The organism is Streptomyces sp. B21-083 (genome assembly GCF_036898825.1).
In the GTDB taxonomy this organism is placed as follows: Bacteria; Actinomycetota; Actinomycetes; order Streptomycetales; family Streptomycetaceae; genus Streptomyces.
On the sequence record NZ_JARUND010000001.1, the window covers coordinates 2,618,038 to 2,639,569 of the forward strand.

The 21,532-nt window shown below is 70.4% G+C and carries 12 protein-coding genes; 4 read left to right on the forward strand and 8 right to left on the reverse strand.

Going from position 1 to position 21,532, the window contains the following annotated elements; genetic code table 11:
• Positions 1-203 precede the first annotated feature (203 nt).
• The 3 genes from QA861_RS11745 (at position 204) to QA861_RS11755 (ending at position 4,836) form a co-directional block, all read left to right on the forward strand.
• Positions 204-1,217 carry a LacI family DNA-binding transcriptional regulator gene (locus tag QA861_RS11745; RefSeq protein WP_334588286.1) on the forward strand — a complete coding sequence of 338 codons (1,014 nt, stop codon included), beginning with the start codon at positions 204-206 and terminating at the stop codon, positions 1,215-1,217.
• A gap of 212 nt (positions 1,218-1,429) precedes the next feature.
• Positions 1,430-3,481: a glycoside hydrolase family 31 protein gene (locus QA861_RS11750; protein WP_334588287.1), complete on the forward strand. Its 2,052-nt coding sequence runs from the start codon at positions 1,430-1,432 to the stop codon at positions 3,479-3,481.
• A gap of 155 nt (positions 3,482-3,636) precedes the next feature.
• Positions 3,637-4,836, forward strand: a complete 1,200-nt coding sequence (locus QA861_RS11755) for a sulfotransferase family protein (RefSeq protein WP_334588288.1) — start codon at positions 3,637-3,639, stop codon at positions 4,834-4,836.
• A 65-nt stretch (positions 4,837-4,901) separates the two neighbouring features.
• On the opposite strand, the gene QA861_RS11760 is transcribed toward QA861_RS11755, so the two are convergent.
• The 7 genes from QA861_RS11760 to QA861_RS11790 form a co-directional block, all read right to left on the reverse strand.
• Positions 4,902-5,621, reverse strand: coding sequence for a glycoside hydrolase family 12 protein (locus QA861_RS11760; protein WP_334588289.1), 720 nt, complete (start codon positions 5,619-5,621; stop codon positions 4,902-4,904).
• 80 nt (positions 5,622-5,701) lie between these two features.
• The gene (locus QA861_RS11765; RefSeq protein ID WP_334588290.1) at positions 5,702-8,320 is read right to left on the reverse strand and encodes a glycosyl hydrolase family 95 catalytic domain-containing protein; all 2,619 of its coding nucleotides are present in this window, start codon (positions 8,318-8,320) and stop codon (positions 5,702-5,704) included.
• On the reverse strand, positions 8,317-10,281 hold the full coding sequence (locus tag QA861_RS11770) for a beta-galactosidase (protein ID WP_334588291.1): 1,965 nt from the start codon (positions 10,279-10,281) through the stop codon (positions 8,317-8,319). Before QA861_RS11770 ends, QA861_RS11765 begins: the two co-directional genes overlap by 4 nt.
• Positions 10,281-12,512 (reverse strand): 1,4-beta-glucanase, encoded by a 2,232-nt coding sequence (locus QA861_RS11775; RefSeq protein WP_334588292.1) that lies wholly within the window; start codon positions 12,510-12,512, stop codon positions 10,281-10,283. The genes QA861_RS11770 and QA861_RS11775 overlap by 1 nt, the downstream gene beginning before the upstream one ends.
• A 134-nt stretch (positions 12,513-12,646) precedes the next feature.
• Positions 12,647-13,573 carry a carbohydrate ABC transporter permease gene (locus QA861_RS11780; protein ID WP_334588293.1) on the reverse strand — a complete coding sequence of 309 codons (927 nt, stop codon included), beginning with the start codon at positions 13,571-13,573 and terminating at the stop codon, positions 12,647-12,649.
• Positions 13,570-14,661: an ABC transporter permease gene (locus QA861_RS11785; protein WP_334588294.1), complete on the reverse strand. Its 1,092-nt coding sequence runs from the start codon at positions 14,659-14,661 to the stop codon at positions 13,570-13,572. Before QA861_RS11785 ends, QA861_RS11780 begins: the two co-directional genes overlap by 4 nt.
• The gene (locus QA861_RS11790; RefSeq protein ID WP_334588295.1) at positions 14,661-16,337 is read right to left on the reverse strand and encodes an extracellular solute-binding protein; all 1,677 of its coding nucleotides are present in this window, start codon (positions 16,335-16,337) and stop codon (positions 14,661-14,663) included. Before QA861_RS11790 ends, QA861_RS11785 begins: the two co-directional genes overlap by 1 nt.
• Positions 16,338-16,698: 361 nt before the next feature.
• Between QA861_RS11790 and QA861_RS11795 the strand changes: the two genes are divergently transcribed.
• Entirely contained in the window at positions 16,699-19,587 is a 2,889-nt protein-coding gene (locus tag QA861_RS11795; protein ID WP_334588296.1) for a glycoside hydrolase family 3 C-terminal domain-containing protein, read from the forward strand.
• A gap of 375 nt (positions 19,588-19,962) precedes the next feature.
• Here QA861_RS11795 and QA861_RS11800 read toward each other — a convergent pair whose 3' ends face one another.
• Positions 19,963-21,420: an aldehyde dehydrogenase family protein gene (locus QA861_RS11800; protein WP_334588297.1), complete on the reverse strand. Its 1,458-nt coding sequence runs from the start codon at positions 21,418-21,420 to the stop codon at positions 19,963-19,965.
• Positions 21,421-21,532: the final 112 nt, after the last annotated feature.

The window sequence follows — 21,532 nt, forward strand, 5'->3', positions numbered from 1 at the left end:
CACTCCCCAATGGCCGCCGCCGGGTGCGAAAGTGGCCCCCTGGCCGAAAATGCTCCGAGAATCGTAGTCGAAGCGCTTCGACAACATATGGACACCCACCCGTGGTGGGGTTACTGTCGTTCCACCCCTCACTCGCTGTTATCTGTCGCCGGTATCCGTCACGCGCACTGTCGAAGCGCTTCACACAATGCTTGGAGAGCTGGATGGTCACCCTCGCCGAGGTCGCCCAGCACGCCGGAGTCTCGGCGAGCACGGTGAGCTATGTCCTCAGCGGCAAGCGGTCCATCTCCGTGGGTACCCGGCAGCGGGTGGAGCAGAGCATCCAACAGCTCGGCTACCACCCGAACGCGGGCGCCCGGGCGCTGGCGAGCAGTCGCTCCAACATCATCGCCCTCATGGTCCCGTTGCGTACGGACATGTACGTGCCGGTGATGATGGAGATCGCCATCGCGGTGGCGACCAGCGCCCGCACCCATGGGTACGACGTGCTGCTACTCACCGGCGAGGAGGGCCCCGACGCCGTACGCCGCGTGACCGGCAGCGGGCTCGCCGACGCGATGATCCTGATGGACGTCGAACTCGACGACGAGCGGCTGCCGTTGCTGCGCGGGACGGACCAACCGTCCGTGCTCATCGGACTGCCGGCCGCCACCGATGGCCTGACCTGCGTCGACCTCGACTTCGGGGCCACGGGCGCACTGTGCGCCGAGCATCTCGCACAGCTCGGGCACCGGGACATCGCTGTCATCGGCGAGGCGCCCGCGGTCTACGAACGGCACACCGGTTTCGCCGAACGCACGCTCGACGGACTGCGGTTCCGGGCGCGGGAGTTGGGGGTGCGGGTGCTGCACCGGCCGTGTGAGGGCGGGTACGACGCGATGACGGTGACCCTCGCCCGGATCTTCGACGAACGGCCGGGCACCACGGGCTTCGTCGTGCAGAACGAGTCGGCGGTGGAACCGCTGCTCGCGCTGCTGCGCCAGCAGGGGCGGGCGGTGCCCGAGGACGTGTCGGTCATCGCCGTCTGTCCTGACCAGGTCGCCACCCAGGCCTCGGTGCGGCTGACGTCCGTCGCCATTCCGGCCCAGGAGATGGGTCGCCGCGCGGTGGAACTGCTGATCGCCAAGCTCGAAGGGCACGGGAGTGACGAAGTCGCCCTGATCGCGCCCGAGTTGACGGTGCGGGCCAGTACGGGGCCGGCCCCCGCCACTTCCTGAACAGGTCACTGCCCACACCGACCGAACCGGTCGCCTCCTAAAACCGGTCGCCTCCTGAACCGCCCATCACCGATCCGACCACCACAACCGACTTTTCACGTCTTCACGCCCAACGCCCTGACTTCCGACGGGCGTTGGTGACCCCTGCCTGTCCCGGTCCGGCGGAGCCGTGCCGGATCCTCCTCCCCACTCCTTCCTTCAGGAGCCGCCACGTGAACCAGCCCGCCGAAACCCCGCTCCCGTCAGGCGCGGTCAGCCTCGCGCAGTCCTCCCCCACCGTCGGTACGTTCCGCGAACGGGACGGTGCGCTGGAGTGGAGCGGCCGTCAGGAGACCGTACGGATAGAGCCCTGGGGCCCGGACGCCGTGCGGGTCCGCACCCGGCTCGGCGGGCCGGTCCTGAAGGGACTGCCGGGCGCCCTTCTGGACGAGCCGGAGTCGACGCCGTACACCGTCAAGATCGAGGACGGACAAGGGCAGTTGACCGTCGGCGCGCTGACCGTCGAGGTGAGCTCCGAAGGCCTGATCCGGTTCCTGCGCAGCGATGACGCCGCCGAGCTGCTCGCCGAGGAGCGGGCGCACTTCTGGTGGCCGGGCTCGCGTCTCTACACGGCTGTCGGCAACGGCTACCACCGGCTGGAGCAGCGGTTCGCCGCCTACGAGGACGAGAAGCTGTTCGGCCTCGGTCAGCACCAGCACGGCCGGTTCGACCAGAAGGGTGTCGTGCTGGATCTGGTGCAGCGCAACGCCGAGGTGTCCGTGCCGGTGCTCACCTCCAGCCGCGGTTACACCCTGCTGTGGAACAGCCCGGCCATCGGGCGCGTGGAACTGGCGGGCAACGGGACGCGCTGGGTGGCGGATTCGGCCCGGCAGATCGACTACTGGATCACTGCCGGGCAGCCGGCCGACGCCCAGCGGCGCTACAGCGCGGTGACGGGACGTACGCCGATGCTGCCGGAGTGGGCGGCGGGCTTCTGGCAGTGCAAGCTGCGCTACCGCACGCAGGACGAACTCCTCGACGTGGCCCGGGAGTACAAGCGGCGCGGGCTGCCGTTGCGGGCCATCGTGTGCGACTTCTTCCACTGGACGCATCTGGGCGACTGGAAGTTCGACCCGGCCGAGTGGCCCGACCCGGCCGCCATGGTGCGGGAGTTGGAGGAGATGGGCGTCAAGCTCGTCGTGTCCGTCTGGCCGTCGGTCTCGCCGCTCTCCGAGAACCATGAACTGATGGAGCAGCGCGGTTACTTCATCGGCACGCAGTACGGCCCGATGGCGCACGCCGACTGGCCCGACAAGGGTGTCGCGTCGACCGTCCAGGTCGCGTTCTACGACGCCACGAACCCGGAGGCCCGCGAGTTCCTCTGGTCGAAGGTCCGCGACAACTACCTTGCCCCGTACGGCATCACGGCCTTCTGGCTTGACGCCTGCGAACCGGAGCTGAAGCCCGGCTTCCCGGAGAACCTGCGGTACTGGGCGGGCCCCGGCCTGGAGGTCGGCAACCTGTACCCGCTGGAGAACGCCCGCACGTTCTACGAGGGCCTCGTCGCGTCCGGCGAGGACGAGGTGATCAGCCTCAACCGCTCGGCGTGGGCGGGCAGTCAGCGCTACGGCGCCGCCCTGTGGTCCGGTGACATCGGGGTCGACTTCCCGACCCTGCGCCGCCAGATCGCGGCCGGCCTCAACACCGCCCTCTCCGGCATCCCCTGGTGGAACACCGACATCGGCGGCTTCCACGGGGGCGACCCGGAGGATCCCGCGTACCAGGAGGTGATGGTCCGCTGGTTCCAGTTCGGCGCGCTGTCCCCGCTGATGCGCCTGCACGGGTTCCGCGACCCGGGTATGCCGTTGGGGCCCGACATGACCGGCGGCCCCAACGAGGTGTGGTCGTACGGCGAGAAGGCCGGCGCGATCCTGGAGCGGTACGTCCGGCTGCGTGAGCGTCTGAAGCCGTATGTGCTGCGGGTCATGCGGGAGGCGCACGAGGAGGGGTTGCCGGTGATGCGCCCGCTGTTCCTGGAGTTCCCGGGCGACCCGGCGGCGTGGTCCGTCGACGACGCGTATCTCTTCGGCCCCGACCTGCTGGTCGCCCCGGTGCTGACGGCGGGCGCGACGACCCGTACGGCGTACCTTCCGGCGGGGGCGACCTGGACGGACGCCTGGACCGGTGAGACGTACGAGGGCGGTGCGGCAGTGACGGTCGACGCGCCCCTGGACCGCATCCCGCTGTTCCTGCGGGACGGGGCGCGACTGCCTGTGGCGGAGTAGCGGCGCCCCGACGCGGCGGCGGCCGGCCCTTCGAGCGGGGGGGCCGGCCGCCTGTTAATGCTGGGTTTCCTGTGAACTCCTATGCAGGAAACGGTAGTTGGGTGGGTAAGGACCCTCCGTCCAACTCCACTCCCCGTCGAAGGGTCCCCCCACCCGTGCCCCCACCCGTATCCTCACCTCCGCTCGCTCTCCAGTTGGCCGACCTCCTGCTCCGGCCGGCCCACCGCTCCCGCCGGACCCCCGGCCACGTCTTCGACCGGCTGGTCGCCGACGCCGGGCAGGCGCCCGGTGACGAGGACTTCGTCGACGACTTCCGTTCCCTGCTGGGCCACTGGGCCCGGGACGAGAACCTCACCCCGGTCGGCTGGATGTCCGCGCAGGGGCACGTCCGCAGGCATCTCGCCAACAGGGCGCGGGTTCTGCGGCTGATCGCCGAGCGGCCCGCGATCACCGAGGAGCCCATCGAGAGACCGGTGTTCGTGGTGGGTCTGCCGCGCACCGCCACCACGCTCACCCACGGGGTGCTGTCCCTCTCGGACGAGCACCGATGTCCCAGGTTGTGGGAACTGCTGACACCCGACCTCGACGGCACCCCCGAGCAGCGGCGGAAGGCGATCCGCGCGGCGCGCATGATGGTCGGCGGCATCAACCTGTTCGCCCCGCGCTACCGCGACATCCACCCGATGACCGCCGAGGGCCCGGACGAGTGCACCTTCGCCCTTCCGCACACGATCATGCCGTTGTCCCAGGCCCGTATCCCCGAGTACCAAGTGGCCCTGCAAGAGCGGGACTTCGTCCCCGACTACGCGTACCTGAAGCAGATCTACCAGGTGCTCCAGTACGGTCGGCCGCGCCGCCGCTGGGTCCTCAAGTCCCCTCTGCACACCGGGAACCTGGACGCACTGCTCCGGGTCTTCCCGGACGCCACGATCGTGTGGACGCACCGTGATCCGGCCGCCGTGGTGGCCTCGTTCTGCAGTCTCATCGAGCATGGCATGGCGATCACCCTGCGCCCCCTGGACCTGCCCGGACTCGGCGCCACCTGGCTGGAACTGCTCAGCGCCTCCGTGCGCCGCGGCCTCGCCGCCCGTGCCGCCGTCCCGCGCGAGTCCCTGGTCGACGTGCCGTACTCCTGGCTCGGCTCCAACCCGGCGACGGGCGCCCCGAAGCTCTACGCCGCCGTCGGCGCCCGCTGGACCGACGCCGACGCCGCCCGGCTCGCCGCGGTCGCCGCCCGCCCCAAGGGCGCCCGCCCGCACAGCTACGACCTGGCCCGGTACGGGCTGACCGGCGCCGACGTCGACGCGGCCTTCGCCGACTACAACGCGCTGCGGGCCGAGGTCGACCGCGCCTGAACGGCACGGCCGGCCCCGGCCCTTGTCGCCGGCTTCCTGTGCTTCCTGTCTTCGGTCCGCCCGCGTCAGCCGCCGCTGACCGTCAGACTGTTGGTGGTGAAGTTCAGGCCGCCGGAGGACGAGGTGATCTCGAACCCGAACTGCACGTCACCGATCGTCTCGTTGCCGAACCAGCCCTTGGTGTCCTTGATCCACTTGAGGATCGGCAGGATGTTGACCGAGCCGGACGTCGAGTTCGAGGTGCGGACGAACGAGAAGACCTCGTTCGCGCCGTTGTTGCCCTTGTAGACGGTCCAGGTGTGGCCGCCCAGCGTCACGTTGCCCTGCGAGGTGCCGAGCGGGCCGACGGCTCCGGTCTTGTTGACCCAGAGCATGATCTCGTAGTCGTAGTCGGTGTCCCAGATGTCGTACGACGTGTTGTACGCGCCGGACGAGGGGACGGTGACGTTGTAGTTGCTGGTGAGCGAACCGAGCGAGGTGATCGTCTTGTTGATCACCTTCTTGGAGTTGGGGTAGGACTTGATGCCGCCGGTGTTGGGGTGGTTGGCGTTGACGCCCCAGTTGGTACCGGAGTTGGCCCAGAAGCACTGGCTGCCGGCGCCGGAGCCCCAGATGTTGTTGTAGAGGGTGTAGCCGTTCAGGCTCGTGTTGCCGTACTGGGCGCAGGAGCTCCAGACGGCGGCCGAGGCGGGCGCGGAGGCGAGACCGACGGTGACGCCGAGCGCGAGAGCGGGGGCCAGCATGGCCTTGGTGATCCGGCTCAGCATGCGGGTGCGTGTTGCCATGGGGGTTCCTTCCAAGGGTGGGGGGAAATGCGGGTGTGGGGGGTGTGTGCTGTTGTCTGCTGCGCTGTTCCTCGGTGCGGTTACCGCGGTCCCAGGTCGAGAACGCGGTCTTCTCCGGCGACGAGATCGAGCGTGTGCGCGCCGGAGGAAGTCCTGAGGTCGATACGGTGAGTTCGGGTCGGGCGAACGACGGCGCAGCCCCGGCCCGGCCCCCAGTCGAGGTCCACGTCCGCGCCGAACCGCGTCCGTACGCCCCGGAGTCGGCCGGTGGGGCAGGCCGCCGGGAGCGCGGGCAGGAGGACCAGCCGGTCGGGGGTCGACTGGATGAGCGCCTCGATGAGCACCGCCGGCAGGGCGTGGGCGGCGTCCGCGTTGTAGACGTTCCGCCCCGGGTAGTGGGCGCTCATCAGGGAGGCGTGGAAGAAGTCGCCGTCGAGCACCTGGCCGAGGGCCTGGGTGACCCGTTCGCCGTCGCGGAGGCGGGCGGCGATCAGCGCGTGGTGCAGGTGGCCGTGGGCCGAGTCGTTCTCGGCGCCCCGGAGTTGGAGGGCGCGGTACGCGGCCGCGGCGAGGTCCGGGGTGTCGTACGGGTTGATCTCGTCGAGGGGCCAGACACCGTAGAGATGGCTGAGGTGACGGTGGTCGTAGGTGTCGTCGAGGCCGGGCCACGCCCATTCGGCGAGGGCGCCGTCGGCGTTGACGCGATGCGGAGGGAGCCGGTCGGCCGACGTCCGCCAGCGGTCGGCCCGTTCGGGGTCGTCGGGGTGGTACTCGGCGGCGGCGAGCAGTGCGTGCCGGGCCGCCGAGAGGTCCATGGCGGCGTTGACGGCACCCCAACTCGCGTTGGCCGGACGGTTCTCCGGCGAGTAGGAGGGGACGACGACGAGACGTCCGTCGGCGTCGGTGCGGGCGAGGAAGTCCTCGTAGAACTCGGCGACTTCGGCGAGCAGGGCAGCCGTGCGGGGGTCACGGACGCCCATGGTGTCGTCGTGGTCGACGAGCGGCTTGAGCAGCCAGTCGGCGCCGGCCGTCCACAGGTGGAGTGGGTATTCGCGGGAGAAGTGGTACGTCAGCCCGGACTCGCCGTCGGTGTGCGTGGGCGCGACCACGCCTCGGGCGCCGAAGATCGCGCGGGCGTTCTCCCGCCAGTCGTCGAGCTGACGGGTAATCAGGGCAGCGTGGGCCTCGGTGACTTCGGGGAGAGCGCCGGCCGCCGCCGACGCGGTCTGGAGGTTGAGGTTGGCGTTGGTGGTGAAAGCCCCGGACCAGGCGGTGTCCCAGTCGCCGGTCCACAGGCCGACCAGACGGGGCGGGAGCATTCCGCTGGCCGACAGCAGGTGGTAGCGGCCGGCGGCGAAGAGCCGCTCCAGGAGGGCGGGGCTCTTCGTCCGGGTCAGCAACTCCGCGCCGGGCAGGGCACGTTCGGCTTCGTCGGCGGCGAGGTCGAGGGTGACACGGCCGTAGGCGGTGCGGTGGAGCGGGACGTGCCGGGCGAGGAGCCGCTCGTACGTCTGCTCGTACGTCCGCTCTTCCGACCCCGGCTCGCCGTCCGGGTCCGGCAGCAGTTCCCGCAAGGCCCGGGCATGGTCCGTCGTGTCCAGTTCGCCGACGTGCCGGACGACGCGGGTCAGCAGCAGCACGGACTCCGCGCCCTCGACACGGACGCCGGGCGGGGTGAGGGTCGTCTCCCCGCCCATGGCCACCACGAGGGTCACCCCCGTGTACGCGCTGTCGCTGCCCGGGTAGCGGGCCCGGAGCGTGAGCAGGGCACCCTCCGGGGTACGCACCACACTCTGGCCGACGCCCAACTCGGCCGGGGCACCCGGGAGTCGGTGGTCGAGTTCGATGTCGATGGTGAGAGCGGCGCCGCCGGTGAGGCCGGGGTTACGGCTGACGTCGGTGGCACCGACGCGCCGGGTACCGCCAGAGCCACGGATACCGCCAGGGTTCCCGGCGTCGCCACGGCCGCCGGAGCCCTGGGGCCCACCCGTGACACCCGCTGCCGCGAAGACCCCGGCGGGGCCAAGCCCGCCGGGGACGCCAGGGCCGCCGGCGCCACGCATACCGCCAGGGGTCCCGGCGTCGCCAGGGACGCCGGAGCCCTGGGGCCCACCCGTGACATCCGCAGTCACGGAGACGTTGGAGCGGCCAGGACCGTCGGGGACACCCGAGTCTCGGGGCCCGCCGGTGACACCCGCTGCCGTGGAGACGCCTGGGCGGCCAGGACCGCCGGGGACGCCGGAGTCGTTGGTGACGTACTGGACGATGACGTCGTCCGCGCGGGACACGAAGACTCGGCTGTGCCAGGACTCGGACGCGGCGTCGGTGACTCCGGTGGTGAAGTCGACCGACCGCCGGTAGTCACGCGCCGGTGGGCCGCCGCGCAGCCGCACCTGGAACGCCGGGTGGAAGGGCTGCACCCACCGCAGTTCCCGTCCGTCGGTGAAGCTCTCGGCGGCCGTGGTGTCGCCGGCCAGCAACCGGTCCTGGAGAGCGGCCAGTTGGCTCGCCAGCTGCGGCGGGCGTGCGTGCTCGCTGCCGTTCGGGCGTACGAGGGTGTGGTGCGTGACGACGACCCGCTCACTCTCCGGGTCGCCGAACACCAGCGCGCCGTGGCGGCCGTTGCCGCTCAGGTAGCCGTCCTCCCAGCGGGTCGCGGGGTGTGGTTCCCAGGTTCCGTGGACGGGCCCGTCGGTCATGGCTTCAGCACCGCCACTCCGTACCGGCCCAGCGACACCGCGTCCATGACGATGTCGCCGGTCAGCAGGTCCCGGTGGACGCCGGGTACCTGGACGGTGACCGGGTCGCAGCCGTGGTTGAGCACGAAGAGCAGCTCACCGCGCCGGACCGCCTCGACCCCGGCGGGCAGCCCCTCCAGCACCGGTCGGACACCCGCGTCGGCGCCGATCCGCGCGAGAAGGTCACGCAGCGCGTCGGGCTCGGGGAGCGTGGAGACGTACCAGGCGCACCCCTTGCGCAGCACCGCCGGCAGCCCGTCGAGTTCGCCGCCCTTGTACGGGGTGACCTCGTCGGCGCCGTCGGCCTCCAGCTCCTCGGACCACAAGTGGCCCTGGAATCCGTCCGCTTCGACGGTCTCACCGGCGTCCAGCGGCCACCACTCGTGCAGGGTGCCCAGCCCGAACAGCTCGCGCAGCCGCACGTCCATTCCGCCGGGCCGCACCCGGTCGTCCTCGTCGCCGACTCCGGTCAGGAATCCGCAGACGAGGGTGCCGCCGCCACGTACATAGGCGAGGAGGTTGTCGATCGCCGCGTCCGTGAGCAGGTACAACTGCGGGACGACGACGAGCCGGTAGGCCGACAGGTCGTGCTCGGGGTGGGCGAAGTCCGTCGCGAGGTGCGCCTCCCACAGGGCGCGGTGCCAGGCCCGCACGACCTGCGGGTAGTCCACCTCGGAGGAGAGCCGGCCGTCCTGGGCGCCGGCCCACCATGCGTGCCAGTCGTGGAGAACGGCGATGTCGTTGACGGTGTGACTGCCCGTCACCTCGCTGCTGATGATCGCGAGTTCGGCGCCGAGCTGCTTGATCTCCTGGAAGGTACGGCCTTGTTCGCCGGCGTGGCTGACCATGCCGGAGTGGAACTTCTCGGCGCCCTGCCGGGACTGGCGCCACTGGAAGTAGCAGACGGCGTCGGCGCCGCGTGCCACCGCCTGGAGGGACCAGAGTCGGTTGAGGCCGCGCGGCTTGGGGTGGTTGACGCCACGCCAGTTGACCGGGCCGGCCGCCTGTTCCATCAGCATCCACGGGCCGCGCGCCTGGGAACGCGTCATGTCCTGCACGAGTGCGCCCTGTTGGGCACCGAACGGGTCGCGTGGATCGGGGTAGAGGTCGACGGAGACCACGTCCTCCTCCTGGACCCAGCGCCAGGCGTCCTGTCCCACCCACATCGGCATGAAGTTGGTGGTGACCGGGACGTGCGGGGTGTGGCGGCGGACGATGTCGCGTTCCGCGAGGTAGCACTCCAGGAGCGCGTCGGAGGTGAAGCGTTTGAAGTCGAGGACCTGGGTGGGGTTGCGCATGTAGTGCGGGAGTCGCGGCGGCAGGATCTCGTCCCAGTCGCCGTACCCCTGGCTCCAGAAGGCTGTTCCCCAGGCTTCGTTGAGGGCGTCCAGCGTGCTGTACCGGTCCTGGAGCCAGCGGCGGAACGCGGTGGCCGACTCGTCGCCCCAGTCGTAGGTGCAGTACTCGTTGTTGATGTGCCACATGGTGAGGGCGGGATGGCCGCCGTAGCGGGCTGCCAGGTCCTCGGTGATGGCGGCGGCGTAGCGGCGGTAGACGGCGCTGGAGTGCGCGAAGTGCTGGCGTCCGCCCCACCACTCGATCCGGCCGTCCTCGGCGACGGGCAGGGTCTCCGGGTGCAGCCGGCCCATCCAGGGCGGCGGTGAGGAGGTGGGTGTGGCCAGGACGACGCCGATGCCGTTGTCGTGCATCAGGTCCATCAGCCGGTCCAGCCAGCCGAACTCCCTTGCCCCCGGCTGGGGTTCGAGCCTCGCCCAGGAGAAGACGCCGAGGGTGACCGAGTTGACGCCGGCGTCCTTCATCAGCCGGACGTCCTCGTGCCAGGTCTCCTCCGGCCACTGCTCGGGGTTGTAGTCACCGCCGAAGAGGACGCGCCCCCGGGTCGCGTCACCGAGCCCCGGCATCAGACGGGATCCCCGTACTGGATGCCCCGTCCGTTGGTGCCGAGGTAGACGCGGCCGTGGATCCGCGGATCGCCGGTGATCACCTCGCCGGTCCAACCCCACTGGTGGGCGTCGTCGTTGATCCGCGTCCAGGTCCTCGCCTCGTCGTCGGAGCGGTGGACGGCGGTGATGGTGTCGGTGGAACCCACCATGTAGATCGCCGGGTAGGCGGCACCCTTGGCCGCCCGGCCGAACCCGAGCGTGTGCGACGCCCGGCAACTGGCGACCTTGGTGAAGGTGGCGCCCCCGTCGGTGGACCGGTGGAGCCCGTTCCCCTTGGTGCTCAGCCACAGGTCACCCGCCCTGCCCGGCGCCGCGACCAGCTCGAACTGGCTGTCACCGGAGGGCAGTCCGCTCGCCCGGGCGGTGAAGGTGAGGCCGCTGTCCGTGCTGGCGTACAGGGTTCCCGTGTCGGTGTCGTAGGCGTAGAAGCGCGTCGGGTCGGCCGGGTCGGCGACCGGCGTGGCGCCCTTCGGGACGGAGGGGACCTCGGACCACGTCGCGCCGTTGTCCGTGGAGCGCTGGGCCGGGTACTTCGTGCCGTCCCAGTGCACGAAGGTCCACACCAGCACGCTGCCGTCGGCGTTGGTGGCGATCGGCCCCGGTGCGTCCTTGGCGATGCCGGGCTGGGCGGCGAAGGGCGCCCAGCTGCGCCCGCCGTCGTTCGAGAAGGCCCCGTTGCCATTGTCGCCGAACCCTGTCCGGACGACGTACGACGGCTTGGCGGTGGCCTGGGAGAGTCCCGTCGCCGATCCGAACACGGGGTTCGACGCCATGCCGCGCGCCGGGGACGCCGTGAGCCGCTCGTGGTACATCACGCCGATGTCCCCGAGCCCGCTGAGCAGGTGCGCCTGCCCGACCGGGGGCGAGATCAGCTGGCGTACGGACGTCTCCTCCAGGCCGCGGATCTGCGGGGCCCAGTGTTTGAGGTCGCGGGTGCCGTAGAGGGTCGCGCCGGTCCCGTAGACGATGTGCCGCGAGTCGTGGGGGTCGAGGGCGAGCGCCTGTATCCACCAGCCGAACTTCGGCTTGTCGCCGGCCCAGTTGAGGAAGGGCGTCTCGGACACGTCGAACACGGCGCTGTCCTTGAGGGATGTCCAGGTGCGGCCGCCGTTGGTGGAGCGGAACACCGTGTCGATGTCGGCCCAGCGGTTGTTGGTGGAGACGACGAGGGTGCCGGGCCGGCAGGCGTCGACGGCGACTCCGCCGTAGGCGAAGGTGTCGGGGGAGCCGTCGGCGGTGGTCCCGCCCGGCTTGACCGGGCTCACCTCTGTCCAACTCCCGGTCGTGGTGCGCAGCTTGTGCACACTGCCGTCCGACTGGCCGTTGGGTCCGGCCGTGTTGCCGTACGTCACGTACAGGTCGCGGGTCTGCTTGTCGTAGGCGGCACGGATCGGCACCTTGGCGGAGGTGGCGCCGACGGGCTGCCCGGGCACGGCTTCCCAGGTCGTGCCGTCGGTGGTGCGGTACAGGTTGGCCGTACCGGCGGTGCCCTTTCCGTCGCCGTCGCCCCAGCCCGCGTAGACGGTACGGCCGGCCGCGACCAGGAGGGTGACGCCCTGGCCGCTCGCGCTCGGGGTGGCCGGGAAAGTGCTCGCGGGGGCCCAGGTGGCGCCCCGGTCGGTGGACTTGAGGAGTCCGTCGTGTCGGGTGCCCAGCCACAGGGTGTCGCTGTCACGCGGGTCGACGAGCAGCCGCTCGCCGGTGCCGCGCCCGTCCTCGTTGGCCCCGACCTTGACAGTCAGGTCGGTGCGCTTCCAGGTGGCGCCCCGGTCCTCGGAGCGCAGGACGGCACCGTTCCCGGCCCACGACTGGGCGTAGGTGCCGAGGGAGAGGTAGACGCGATCGGGGTGCGCGGGGTCGACGGCGATCGCCTCCACCCCGGTCAGGTTCCAGTCGTCCCACCCGAGGTGATCGGTGAGCGCGGTCCAGCGGGCGGCGCGGTCGTCCCAGCGGTAGGCGCCGCCGATGTCGGTACGGGCGTAGGCGAGACCCCGGACGGACGGGTGGAAGAGCACGCCGGTGACGAATCCGGTGCCGCCGATGACGGCGGTGCGCCAGCGGTAGGCGGGGGCCGCGGCGGCGCCGGAGGCCGCCTGGGCCGCCGTACCGGACAGTGACACGGTCGAGACGGCGGCAACGGCAGCGGTCGCAGCAAGAACTGCACGTCTACTCGGACGGGACGAAGACATGACTTACCTCGATCTTGGAAAGATGGGGAGGAAGACGCGCCCCATCAGGGGCGCGGGGAACTGCGCGACAAGCCACAACGCACGTGCAGTCGCCGACGGACCGCACGGGCACCCCATGTCGCGAAACCTGACTGTCAGCCCTTGACAGCCCCGGTCAACATGCCCTTCTTGAAGTGCCGCTGCACGAACGGCGACGCCACCGCGACAGGGATCAACGCGAGGACCATCACGGCCATCTGCAGCCCCAGCGCCGACAACTGCCCGGTACGGACCGCCTGTTGAAGGCCCGTCGGGTTCGCGGTGTTCTTCTGGACCAGCTGGATGAGCACGTTCTGCAACGGCATCATGTCCTGGTCGCTGAGATAGATGGAGGCGTTGAACCAGGCACTCCAGTACCCGACCGCGTAGAACAGGGAGATCACGGCCAGCACCGCCCGGGACAGCGGCATGATGATGGTCAGCAGGATCCGCGCGTCCCCTGCCCCGTCGATCCGCGCGGACTCGGTGAGCTCGGGCGAGATCCCCATGAAGAAGGCCCGCAGGACGAGGATGTTGAAGACGCTGACCGCGCTGGGCAGGACCAGCGACAGATAGGTGTCGGTGAGCCCCAGCGACTGCACCAGAAGGTACGTCGGGATGAGGCCGGCCCCGAAGAACATGGTCGCCATCATGATGAACAGGAAGAACCGGTGTCCCAGGCTGCCGGGCCGGGACAGCCCGTAGGCCGCGAGGACCGACACCGCCATCGAGAACAGCGTGCCGAACAGCGTGACACCGACCGAGACCATGATCGCCCGGCTGACCTGACCGCCGCTGAGCAGCTCCGTGTAGTTGACGAAGGTGATGCCCTGGGGGATCACGACGAGACCGCCGACCCGGTCGATCACCGGCTTCGGGGAGAGGCTGGTGACGATCACGATCCACAGCGGGCCGAGCACCCCCAGACAGCAGAGCACGAGAAAGCCGCTCTTGGCGGTGATTCCGGCCTTGCTGGGCTGCTCCTCCCACACGGGTCGGGCAGGAGCCTTGAGGCTGCGGACGAGCTGCGTGTTGAGGCTCACTTCTTGTACACCCCCTGCTCACCGAGCAGGTGCGCGAACTTGTTCGCGCCCAGGACGAGACACACTCCGATGGCTCCCTTTACCAGGCCGACCGCGGCCGCATAGCTGAAATCGCCGTTCTGGATACCCATGTTCCACACGTAGGTGTCGAGGACCTCGCTGGCCCCGGCCCCGACCGCGTACCGCTGGAGCAGGAACTGCTCGAAGCCGACGCTGAGCGCGTCGCCCACCCTGAGGACCAGCAGCAGCGCGATCACCGGGCGCAGCGCGGGCAGCGTCACGTGCCACATCCGGCGCCAGCGCCCGGCGCCGTCCATCGCGGCGGCCTCGTACAGGTCGGTGCTGACGGCGGCCAGCGCGGCGAGGAAGACGATGATCCCCCAGCCTGAGTCCTTCCAGACGGCCTGCGCGGTGACCAGGAACTTGAAGAGGCCCGAGTTGGTCATCAGGTCGAAGCCGGTCCAGCCGTGGTTCTCCAGGGTCTGGGCGATGATGCCCGCGCCGCCGAAGATCTGCTGGAACACCGTGACGACGAGGACCCACGAGAAGAAGTGCGGCAGATACATGATCGCCTGTGCCACGGCCCGGACCCGGGGCCGGATCACGCTGTTGATGAGCAGCGCCAGGGCGATGGGGACCGGGAAGAACAGCACCAGTTGAAGCACGAACAGCACGATGGTGTTCTTCGCGGCGCTCCAGAACAGCGGGTCGTCGAGCATCCGCGAGAACTGCTCGACGCCGACCCAGGGACTGTGGAAGATCGCCGTGACGCCGTTGCTGGAGACGTACGGGTCGTAGTCCTGGAAGGCGACGACGTTGCCGAGCAGCGGGACGTAGTTGAAGAGCAGGAGCAGGACCATGACCGGCAGCGTCATCAGGATGAGCGTGCGGTCGCGGCGCAGCCGGACCTTGAAGGGAACCTTGTCCGCCTTGCGCGCCGCCCGCCCCTTCGCCGAAGCCGAAACCGTGGTCGTGGTCGCGCTCGACGCCATGGTCGGAGCCGTTGCCGCGGCGACCGCGGCCGTCGGTTCCTCGACCGCCGCGGGAGGGCGAATCCCGTCGGGCCTGCTCCCGGCCGTGAGAGACATCAGTTGCCGCTGCCGTTCTTGTCGATGAGCTCCTTGTACCAGTCGCGCAGCTTGTCGCCGCCGGAGGACTTCCAGGTGGAGATGGCGGCCTGGACGTCCGACAGCTTGCGGTTGCCGCGCACGTAGTCGAGCTCCAGCTGCTCGAACTGGCTGTTGAGGTTCGCGTAGCGCGACGGCTCGACGATGTTCATGCCGTACGTGGACGTCTTCTTCATGAAGGCGCCCATCCGCTGCTGCCACTCGACCTGCTTGCGGGCGACCTCGGGGAAGTCGGGGTGGGCGAAGTAGGCGGCCGGCGCGGCCAGCATCACCCAGGCGTTGAGCACTTCGGAGTTGCCGAGGTCGTTCTTGACCGGGACGCCGTCCTTGACGGTGTAGTGGGTGCCCTCGACGCCGTAGTCGACGAGCATCCGCTCCTTGGTGCCGTAGGGCGCGGCCGAGAAGTCGGCGGCGGCCAGCGCGTTCTCGATCGTGGCCTTCGAGGCGCCCTTGCGGATCAATGACCAGATGGTGGCGGGCTGAGAGGCCCACAGCGTCGGGTTGCCGCCGTCGGCGCCGTAGAGGTCGATGGCCTCGATTTGGAGGTCCGGGTTGGACTGGGCCTGCTCGGAGACCTTTCCGTACCAGTCGGCGATGTTGGTGTTCCAGACCAGGATCTGTCCGGCGCCGAATCGCTGGCCGGCGTCGCCCGTGCGCGCCTTGTCGTCGGGGTGGACCACACCCGCGTCGAACAGCTTGCGGACCCACTCCAGTGCTTCGAGGTACTCGGGCTGTTCGACCCGGTACGTCAACTTGCCGTCGTCCCCGATGTTCCAGCCGATCGTCCCGGAGCTGCGGACGCCGAAGTTGCTCCACGCGGACCAGGTCATGTCGCCGCAGGCCCACACCTTGGCCTTGGCGCTGGTGGCCTCTTTGGCCCAGCTCAGGAACTCGTCGGGCGACTTGGGTACCGAGTAGCCCTTCTTGTCGAAGAGGTCCTTGCGGTACAGGGGCGCGATCCAGTTCGCGGTGGCGGCCGGCATCGGAATGCCGCGCAGCGCACCGCCGAAGATGCCCATGCGCCAGGCGTCGGAGGGGATCGCGGCCAGGTTCGGGTACTTCTTGACCTTGTCGCCCGCCAGGTAGGGGCTGAGGTCCATGAACTTCGCGGTGACGGCGTTCGAGATCTTGCCGACCAGTTCCCAGCCGGGCACGACCACCATGTCGGGTATGGAGCTGGAGGCGAGGACGGCGCCGAGCTTCTCGCCGTAGGTGTTGCCGTCCTGGTTCTGCCAGGTGATCTTGGTACCCGCGGCGGCGTCGAGCGCCTTGTAGTAGGCGCAGCCCGACTTCGGCGGGGAGCCCCAGAACGGGGACATGATCTTGAAGGGTGCGCCGGTGCCGAGCTTGTCCGGGACCGAGCTCTTCAGGGCCGCGAGGTCGACCTTGCCGGTGTAGCCGGCGGCCGAACCGTTCTTCGACGGAAGGTCCGGATTGGCGACCGTGCTGGCGACGAACATCGGGAGCAGCTTGTCCGCGGCCTTGCCCGACGTGGTCCCCTCGCGCGATCCGCTGTCCGAACCGCCACAGGCGGCAAGCAGCGGCATCCCGCCCGCCACCGCGGCGGTGGCGACCGCCGTCGAGGCGAGGAAACTTCTCCGGCTCGGCCCGGAGGCGGAAGCGGCGTTCGGCGTCATTGCGTCAACCCTTCATGGCGCACCAGGACACCCGGCGGTGGAGCCGTCGGCTGCGGTGTCTTGAGTGGAACTGGCTGAGCTGAAGCGATTCTCCGACTCGTCCTACGGCAATCCGCAGTCGAAGCGCTTCGATGTTGCTGCGAGGTTAAGTGAACACCTGAGGGTGCACAAGGGTCGGTTCCAAGATTCCTCCGAGGTGCGAAGCCCTGCAGGGCGGCCCAAACCGCCCCTCGGTGCCGCCTGACATCACGGGTGGGAGACGGATTTGTTGCTTCTGGGTCTCTTGACACCCACCCCCACGTCGAATGAGCATCGAAGCGCTTCGAATGCGCTGAGCCACTCCACTGCAAGGGAACCCCACGTGACCGCACAAACGCCGCCTTCGCCGCCATTCCGCGATCCGCGGCTGCCGACCGCGAAGCGCATCGACGATCTGCTGTCGCGCCTCACCCTCGACGAACGGGTGGCGTTCCTGCACCAGTACGCGCCCGCCGTCGAGCGGCTCGGCGTCGCCGCCTTCCGCACCGGCCAGGAGGCGCTGCACGGGGTGGCGTGGATGGGTCCGGCGACCGTGTTCCCGCAGGCGGTCGGTCTCGGCGCGACCTGGAACGAGGAGCTCGTGCACCGCGTCGGCGAGGCGGTGTCCAGGGAGGTCCGGGCGATGCGCGCCCGCGACGACCGCGTCGGCCTCAACGTCTGGGCGCCCACGGTCAACCTGCTGCGTCACCCCCTGTGGGGCCGCAACGAGGAGGGCTACTCGGAGGATCCGAAGCTGACCTCGGCGATCGCCACCGCGTACACCCGCGGCCTGCGCGGCGACCACCCCGCCTACTGGCGTACGGCCCCGGTCCTCAAGCACTGGCTGGCCCACAACAACGAGACCGGCAGGGACGTCACGTCCTCCTCGGTCCGCCCGCGCGTCCTGCACGAATACGATCTGCGCGCCTTCCGCGAGACCGTCGAGGCGGGCGCGGTGGCGGGTGTGATGCCCGCGTACAACCTGGTCAACGGCCGCCCCAACCACGTCTCGCCGCTCCTGGGCGAACACCTGCGCACCTGGACGGACGAGGATCTGCTGGTCTGCTCGGACGCCGTCGCGCCCTCCAACCTGGTCGACTCGGAGCACTACTTCGACACCCACGAGGAGGCGACGGCCGCCGCGCTGATCGCCGGCGTGGACAGCTTCACCGACCACGGCACGGACAGTTCGAAGATCGTCGCCCGTCTTCAAGGTGCCCTGTCCCAGGGCCTGTTGACGGAGGAGGACATCGACAGGGCGGTCCGCCGTCAGCTCTCGGTGCGCTTCCGTCTGGGTGAGTTCGACCCGCAGTACGACCCGTACGCGGGCGCCCCGGACTTCGACACCCCGGCCCATCGCGCCCTCGCGCGGGAGACGGCGGAACAGGCGATCGTCCTGCTGAAGAACGACGACGACACCCTCCCCCTGGCCCCCGGCTCGCGCGTGGCGGTCGTCGGTCTGCTCGCCGACGAGTGCAAGACCGACTGGTACAGCGGCACCCTCATCCACCGCTCGACACCGCTGGAGGCGTTGTACGAGCGCTTCGGCGCCGAGCACGTCGAGTTCGCCGAGGGCGTGGACCGGGTACGGCTGCGCACGTCGGCCGGTACGTTCCTGCACGTACGGCCCGCCGAGGACGCACCCGACATCGCCCGGGGCGCCGAGGGGGCACTGGACCCGGCGCTCCTCGCGGGCCGCACCGACCTGCCCGCGCTCACCGCCGACGCGGACGGCACCGAGTTCGCGCTGATCGACTGGGGCGAGGGCATCCTGACGCTGCGGGCGCCCGACGGCCGGTACCTCTCGGTCGCCGAGGACGGCTACGTACGGGCGTCGGCGGACCAGCCGGGCGGCTGGGTCGTCCAGGAGACCTTCCGCCTGGAGCCCCACGGGTCCGGTGAGTCCCACGAGAACCGTCACCTCCTCAGGCACGTCGGTACGGGTCGCCACGTCTCTGTCGCCGCCGACGGCGTGAAAGTTGCCGAGGGGAACGAGACTCCTCCGGAGATCTTCGAACTGATCGTCGCCGAACGTGGTGAGGAATCGGTGAAGAGAGTGGCGGCGCGGGCGGACGTGGTCGTGGTGGTCGCGGGCAACGACCCGCACATCAACGGCCGCGAGACCGAGGACCGCACGACGCTCCGCCTCCCCGCCCACCAGCAGCGCCTGCTGGACGCGGCCCGCGCCGCGAACCCCCGGACGGTCCTGGCCCTGGTCTCGGCGTACCCGTACGCGGTGGACGTCACGGACCTCCCGGCCGCCCTGTGGACGGCGCACGGCGGGCAGGCGGCGGGCACGGCCCTGGCCCGCGTCCTGGCCGGCGACGTCTCGCCGGCGGGCCGCCTCCCGCAGACCTGGTACGCCGACGACGCCGACCTTCCCGACCTGCTGGACTACGACATCATCGGCTCCCGGCAGACGTACCTCTACTTCGAGGGAACACCCCTGTTCCCCTTCGGCCACGGCCTGTCGTACGCGTCGTTCGCGTACGCCGACCTCACGGCCGAGACGGCGGACGACGAGACGCTGCGGGTGTCGTTCACCGTCACCAACACCGGGGACGTCACGGCGGACGAGGTGGCGCAGCTGTACGCGAGGGCGCCCGAGTCACCGGTCGCCCGCCCGCGCAGGGAGCTGCTGGCCCACCGCCGGATCACCCTGGCCCCGGGAGTGTCGGCCCCGGTCTCCTTCCAACTCCCGCTCAGCTGCCTGGAGTTCTGGGACGTGGCGACCGGCGGCCGACGCCTCGCACCGGGCGCGTACGAGGTCCTGGTGGGCGCGTCGAGCGAGGACATCCGCGTGCGTACGACGGTCCAGGTGACCGGCACCCCGTCGGCACCCCGCCCGGTACGTCAACTGGGTCTGGCGGCGGCCGACTTCGACGAGCAGACCGGCGCCGAGATCGTCGACCGTACGAAGGTGTCGGGCGACGCGGTGACGCCGTCGGGCGGCAAGGAGGCCGAACTGCTCTACCGGGACTGCGACTTCGGGACGGGCGTCGCCGCGATCACGGTCGAGGTGGCCGGCGAGGGAGTGGTGGAGGTCGTACTCGACGGCGACACGGAAGCCGCGGCCGTCCTGACTCCGACGCCGACCGAGGGCCCGTACGACTACACGACGGTCCGGGCCACGCTCACCGTCGACCGCGTGCACGACCTGCGCCTCAGACTGCGCGGCCCGTTGCGGCTGGCGCACGTCGGCTTCTCCGGCCGGGGCCTGTCCGGCGGATGAGGTCGGAGGAAAGCAGCGGCGCCTCGTCCACGGACGTGAGCGGGGTGATGGGGGTCCCCCCGCGCGAGGTTGTTCGAGCGTGGGGGAGCGTGCAGCTGCAAGGCGGAGGAGGGCGTCGACGCGATGGGGGTCCCCCCGCGCGAGCGAAGTCGAACGTGGGGGAGTCGGCAACCGACGACAACGCCGCTGGGGGTCCCCCCTCTGGGGGAGTGCGTGCCACACCCCGCGTTCCGGCATGATCCGCCGGGCAGGCCCCAGGGTCCGGAGCGGTCGGCACATGGAAGGGGTCCGGCACCGGAAGGCATCGGTGCCGGACCCTTTCGTGACGGCGCGTTCGCGTCACCGGCGAGTCTATGTGGAAACGGTTCCCATTATCTAGAGGGCGAGGCCCGTCAGTACGAGGACGCGCTCGTACGTGTAGTCGTCCATCGCGAACTTGACACCCTCGCGGCCGACACCGGACTGCTTGGCACCGCCGTACGGCATCTGGTCGGCGCGGTAGGACGGCACGTCGCCGATGACGACACCGCCGACCTCCAGGGCCCGGTGGGCCCGGAAGGCGGCCTGGAGGTCGTGGGTGAACACGCCTGCCTGGAGGCCGTACTTGGAGTCGTTGGCGGCGGCGAACGCCTCGGCCTCGCCGTCCACCTTCCGCACGGTGAGGACCGGCCCGAAGACCTCCTCGCAGGAGATCGTGACATCGGCGGGTACGTCGGTGAGGACGGTCGGCGCGTACGAGGCGCCGTCCCGCTTGCCGCCGGCGAGGAGGTTGGCTCCGGCCCGCACGGCTTCGTCGACCCAAGCCTCGACCCGCTTGGCCGCGTCCTCGCTGACCAGCGGTCCGACGTCGGTCGCGCCGTCGGCCGGGTCGCCGGTCACCTGCGCCTCGACGGCGGCGACGATGCGGGGCAGCAGCCGGTCGTACACGGCCGTGTCCGCGATGACCCGCTGCACGGAGATACAGGACTGGCCACCCTGGTAGTTGGAGAACGTGGCGATACGGGTCGCCGCCCAGTCGAGGTCCGCGTCGGAGGCGTAGTCGCCGAGGACAACGGCCGCGCCGTTGCCTCCCAGCTCAAGGGTGCAGTGCTTGCGCGGCACGGAGTCCATGATCGCGTAGCCGACCTGCTCCGACCCGGTGAACGAGATCACCGGCAGACGCGGGTCCTGTACGAGGGCCGGCATACGGTCGTTGGCGACCGGGAGGACGCTCCAGGAACCGGCGGGCAGGTCGGTCTCGGCGAGGAGTTCGCCGATGACGAGGCCGGAGAGGGGGGTGGCCGGGGCCGGCTTCAGGATGATGGGGGCGCCTGCCGCGATCGCCGGGGCGATCTTGTGGGCGCAGAGGTTGAGGGGGAAGTTGAAGGGCGCGATGCCGAGGACGACGCCCTTCGGGAAGCGCCGGGTGAGGGCGAGGCGGCCCTGACCGCCGAGGTCGGTGTCGAGGCGCTGCGCCTCGCCGCCGTTGAAACGCCGGGCTTCCTCGGCGGCGAACCGGAACACGGAGACGGCTCGGCCGACCTCGCCGCGGGCCCACTTGATCGGCTTGCCGTTCTCGGCGGAGATGAGCTGGGCGATCTCCTCCGTGCGCTCGACGAGACGCCGGCTGACGTGGTCGAGGGCGGCGGCGCGGACGTGGGCCGGGGTGGCGGCGAACTCGTCGCGGGCGGCGTGGGCGGCGGCGACGGCTTCCTCGGCCTGGGCCTCGGTCGGCACGCCGACCTTGCCGACGAGGCGTCCGTCCCAGGGGGAGGTGACGTCGAAGGTGGTCTCGCCGGTGGCCTGGCGGCCGGCGAGCCAGAAGGCGTGGGTGACGGGCGGCGTGGAGGTCATGCGTACACGGTAGGGCGGGGAGGGCGGAGGGTTGTTTGTCCGGGGTGGAGTGGTGGGGGTGGGGAGTGGGACGGTTCGGCGTGGTGAGGGGACCTCACCTTCAGCCCGTCCG

Excerpts from the sequence above, each read along its gene's own strand:
- QA861_RS11745 (WP_334588286.1), top strand. The coding sequence starts at position 204 with ATGGTCACCCTCGCCGAGGTCGCCCAGCACGCCGGAGTCTCGGCGAGC.
- QA861_RS11760 (WP_334588289.1), bottom strand. The coding sequence starts at position 5,621 with ATGGCAACACGCACCCGCATGCTGAGCCGGATCACCAAGGCCATGCTG.
- QA861_RS11765 (WP_334588290.1), bottom strand. The coding sequence starts at position 8,320 with ATGACCGACGGGCCCGTCCACGGAACCTGGGAACCACACCCCGCGACC.
- QA861_RS11770 (WP_334588291.1), bottom strand. The coding sequence starts at position 10,281 with ATGCCGGGGCTCGGTGACGCGACCCGGGGGCGCGTCCTCTTCGGCGGT.
- QA861_RS11775 (WP_334588292.1), bottom strand. The coding sequence starts at position 12,512 with ATGTCTTCGTCCCGTCCGAGTAGACGTGCAGTTCTTGCTGCGACCGCT.
- QA861_RS11785 (WP_334588294.1), bottom strand. The coding sequence starts at position 14,661 with ATGTCTCTCACGGCCGGGAGCAGGCCCGACGGGATTCGCCCTCCCGCG.
- QA861_RS11790 (WP_334588295.1), bottom strand. The coding sequence starts at position 16,337 with ATGACGCCGAACGCCGCTTCCGCCTCCGGGCCGAGCCGGAGAAGTTTC.
- QA861_RS11800 (WP_334588297.1), bottom strand. The coding sequence starts at position 21,420 with ATGACCTCCACGCCGCCCGTCACCCACGCCTTCTGGCTCGCCGGCCGC.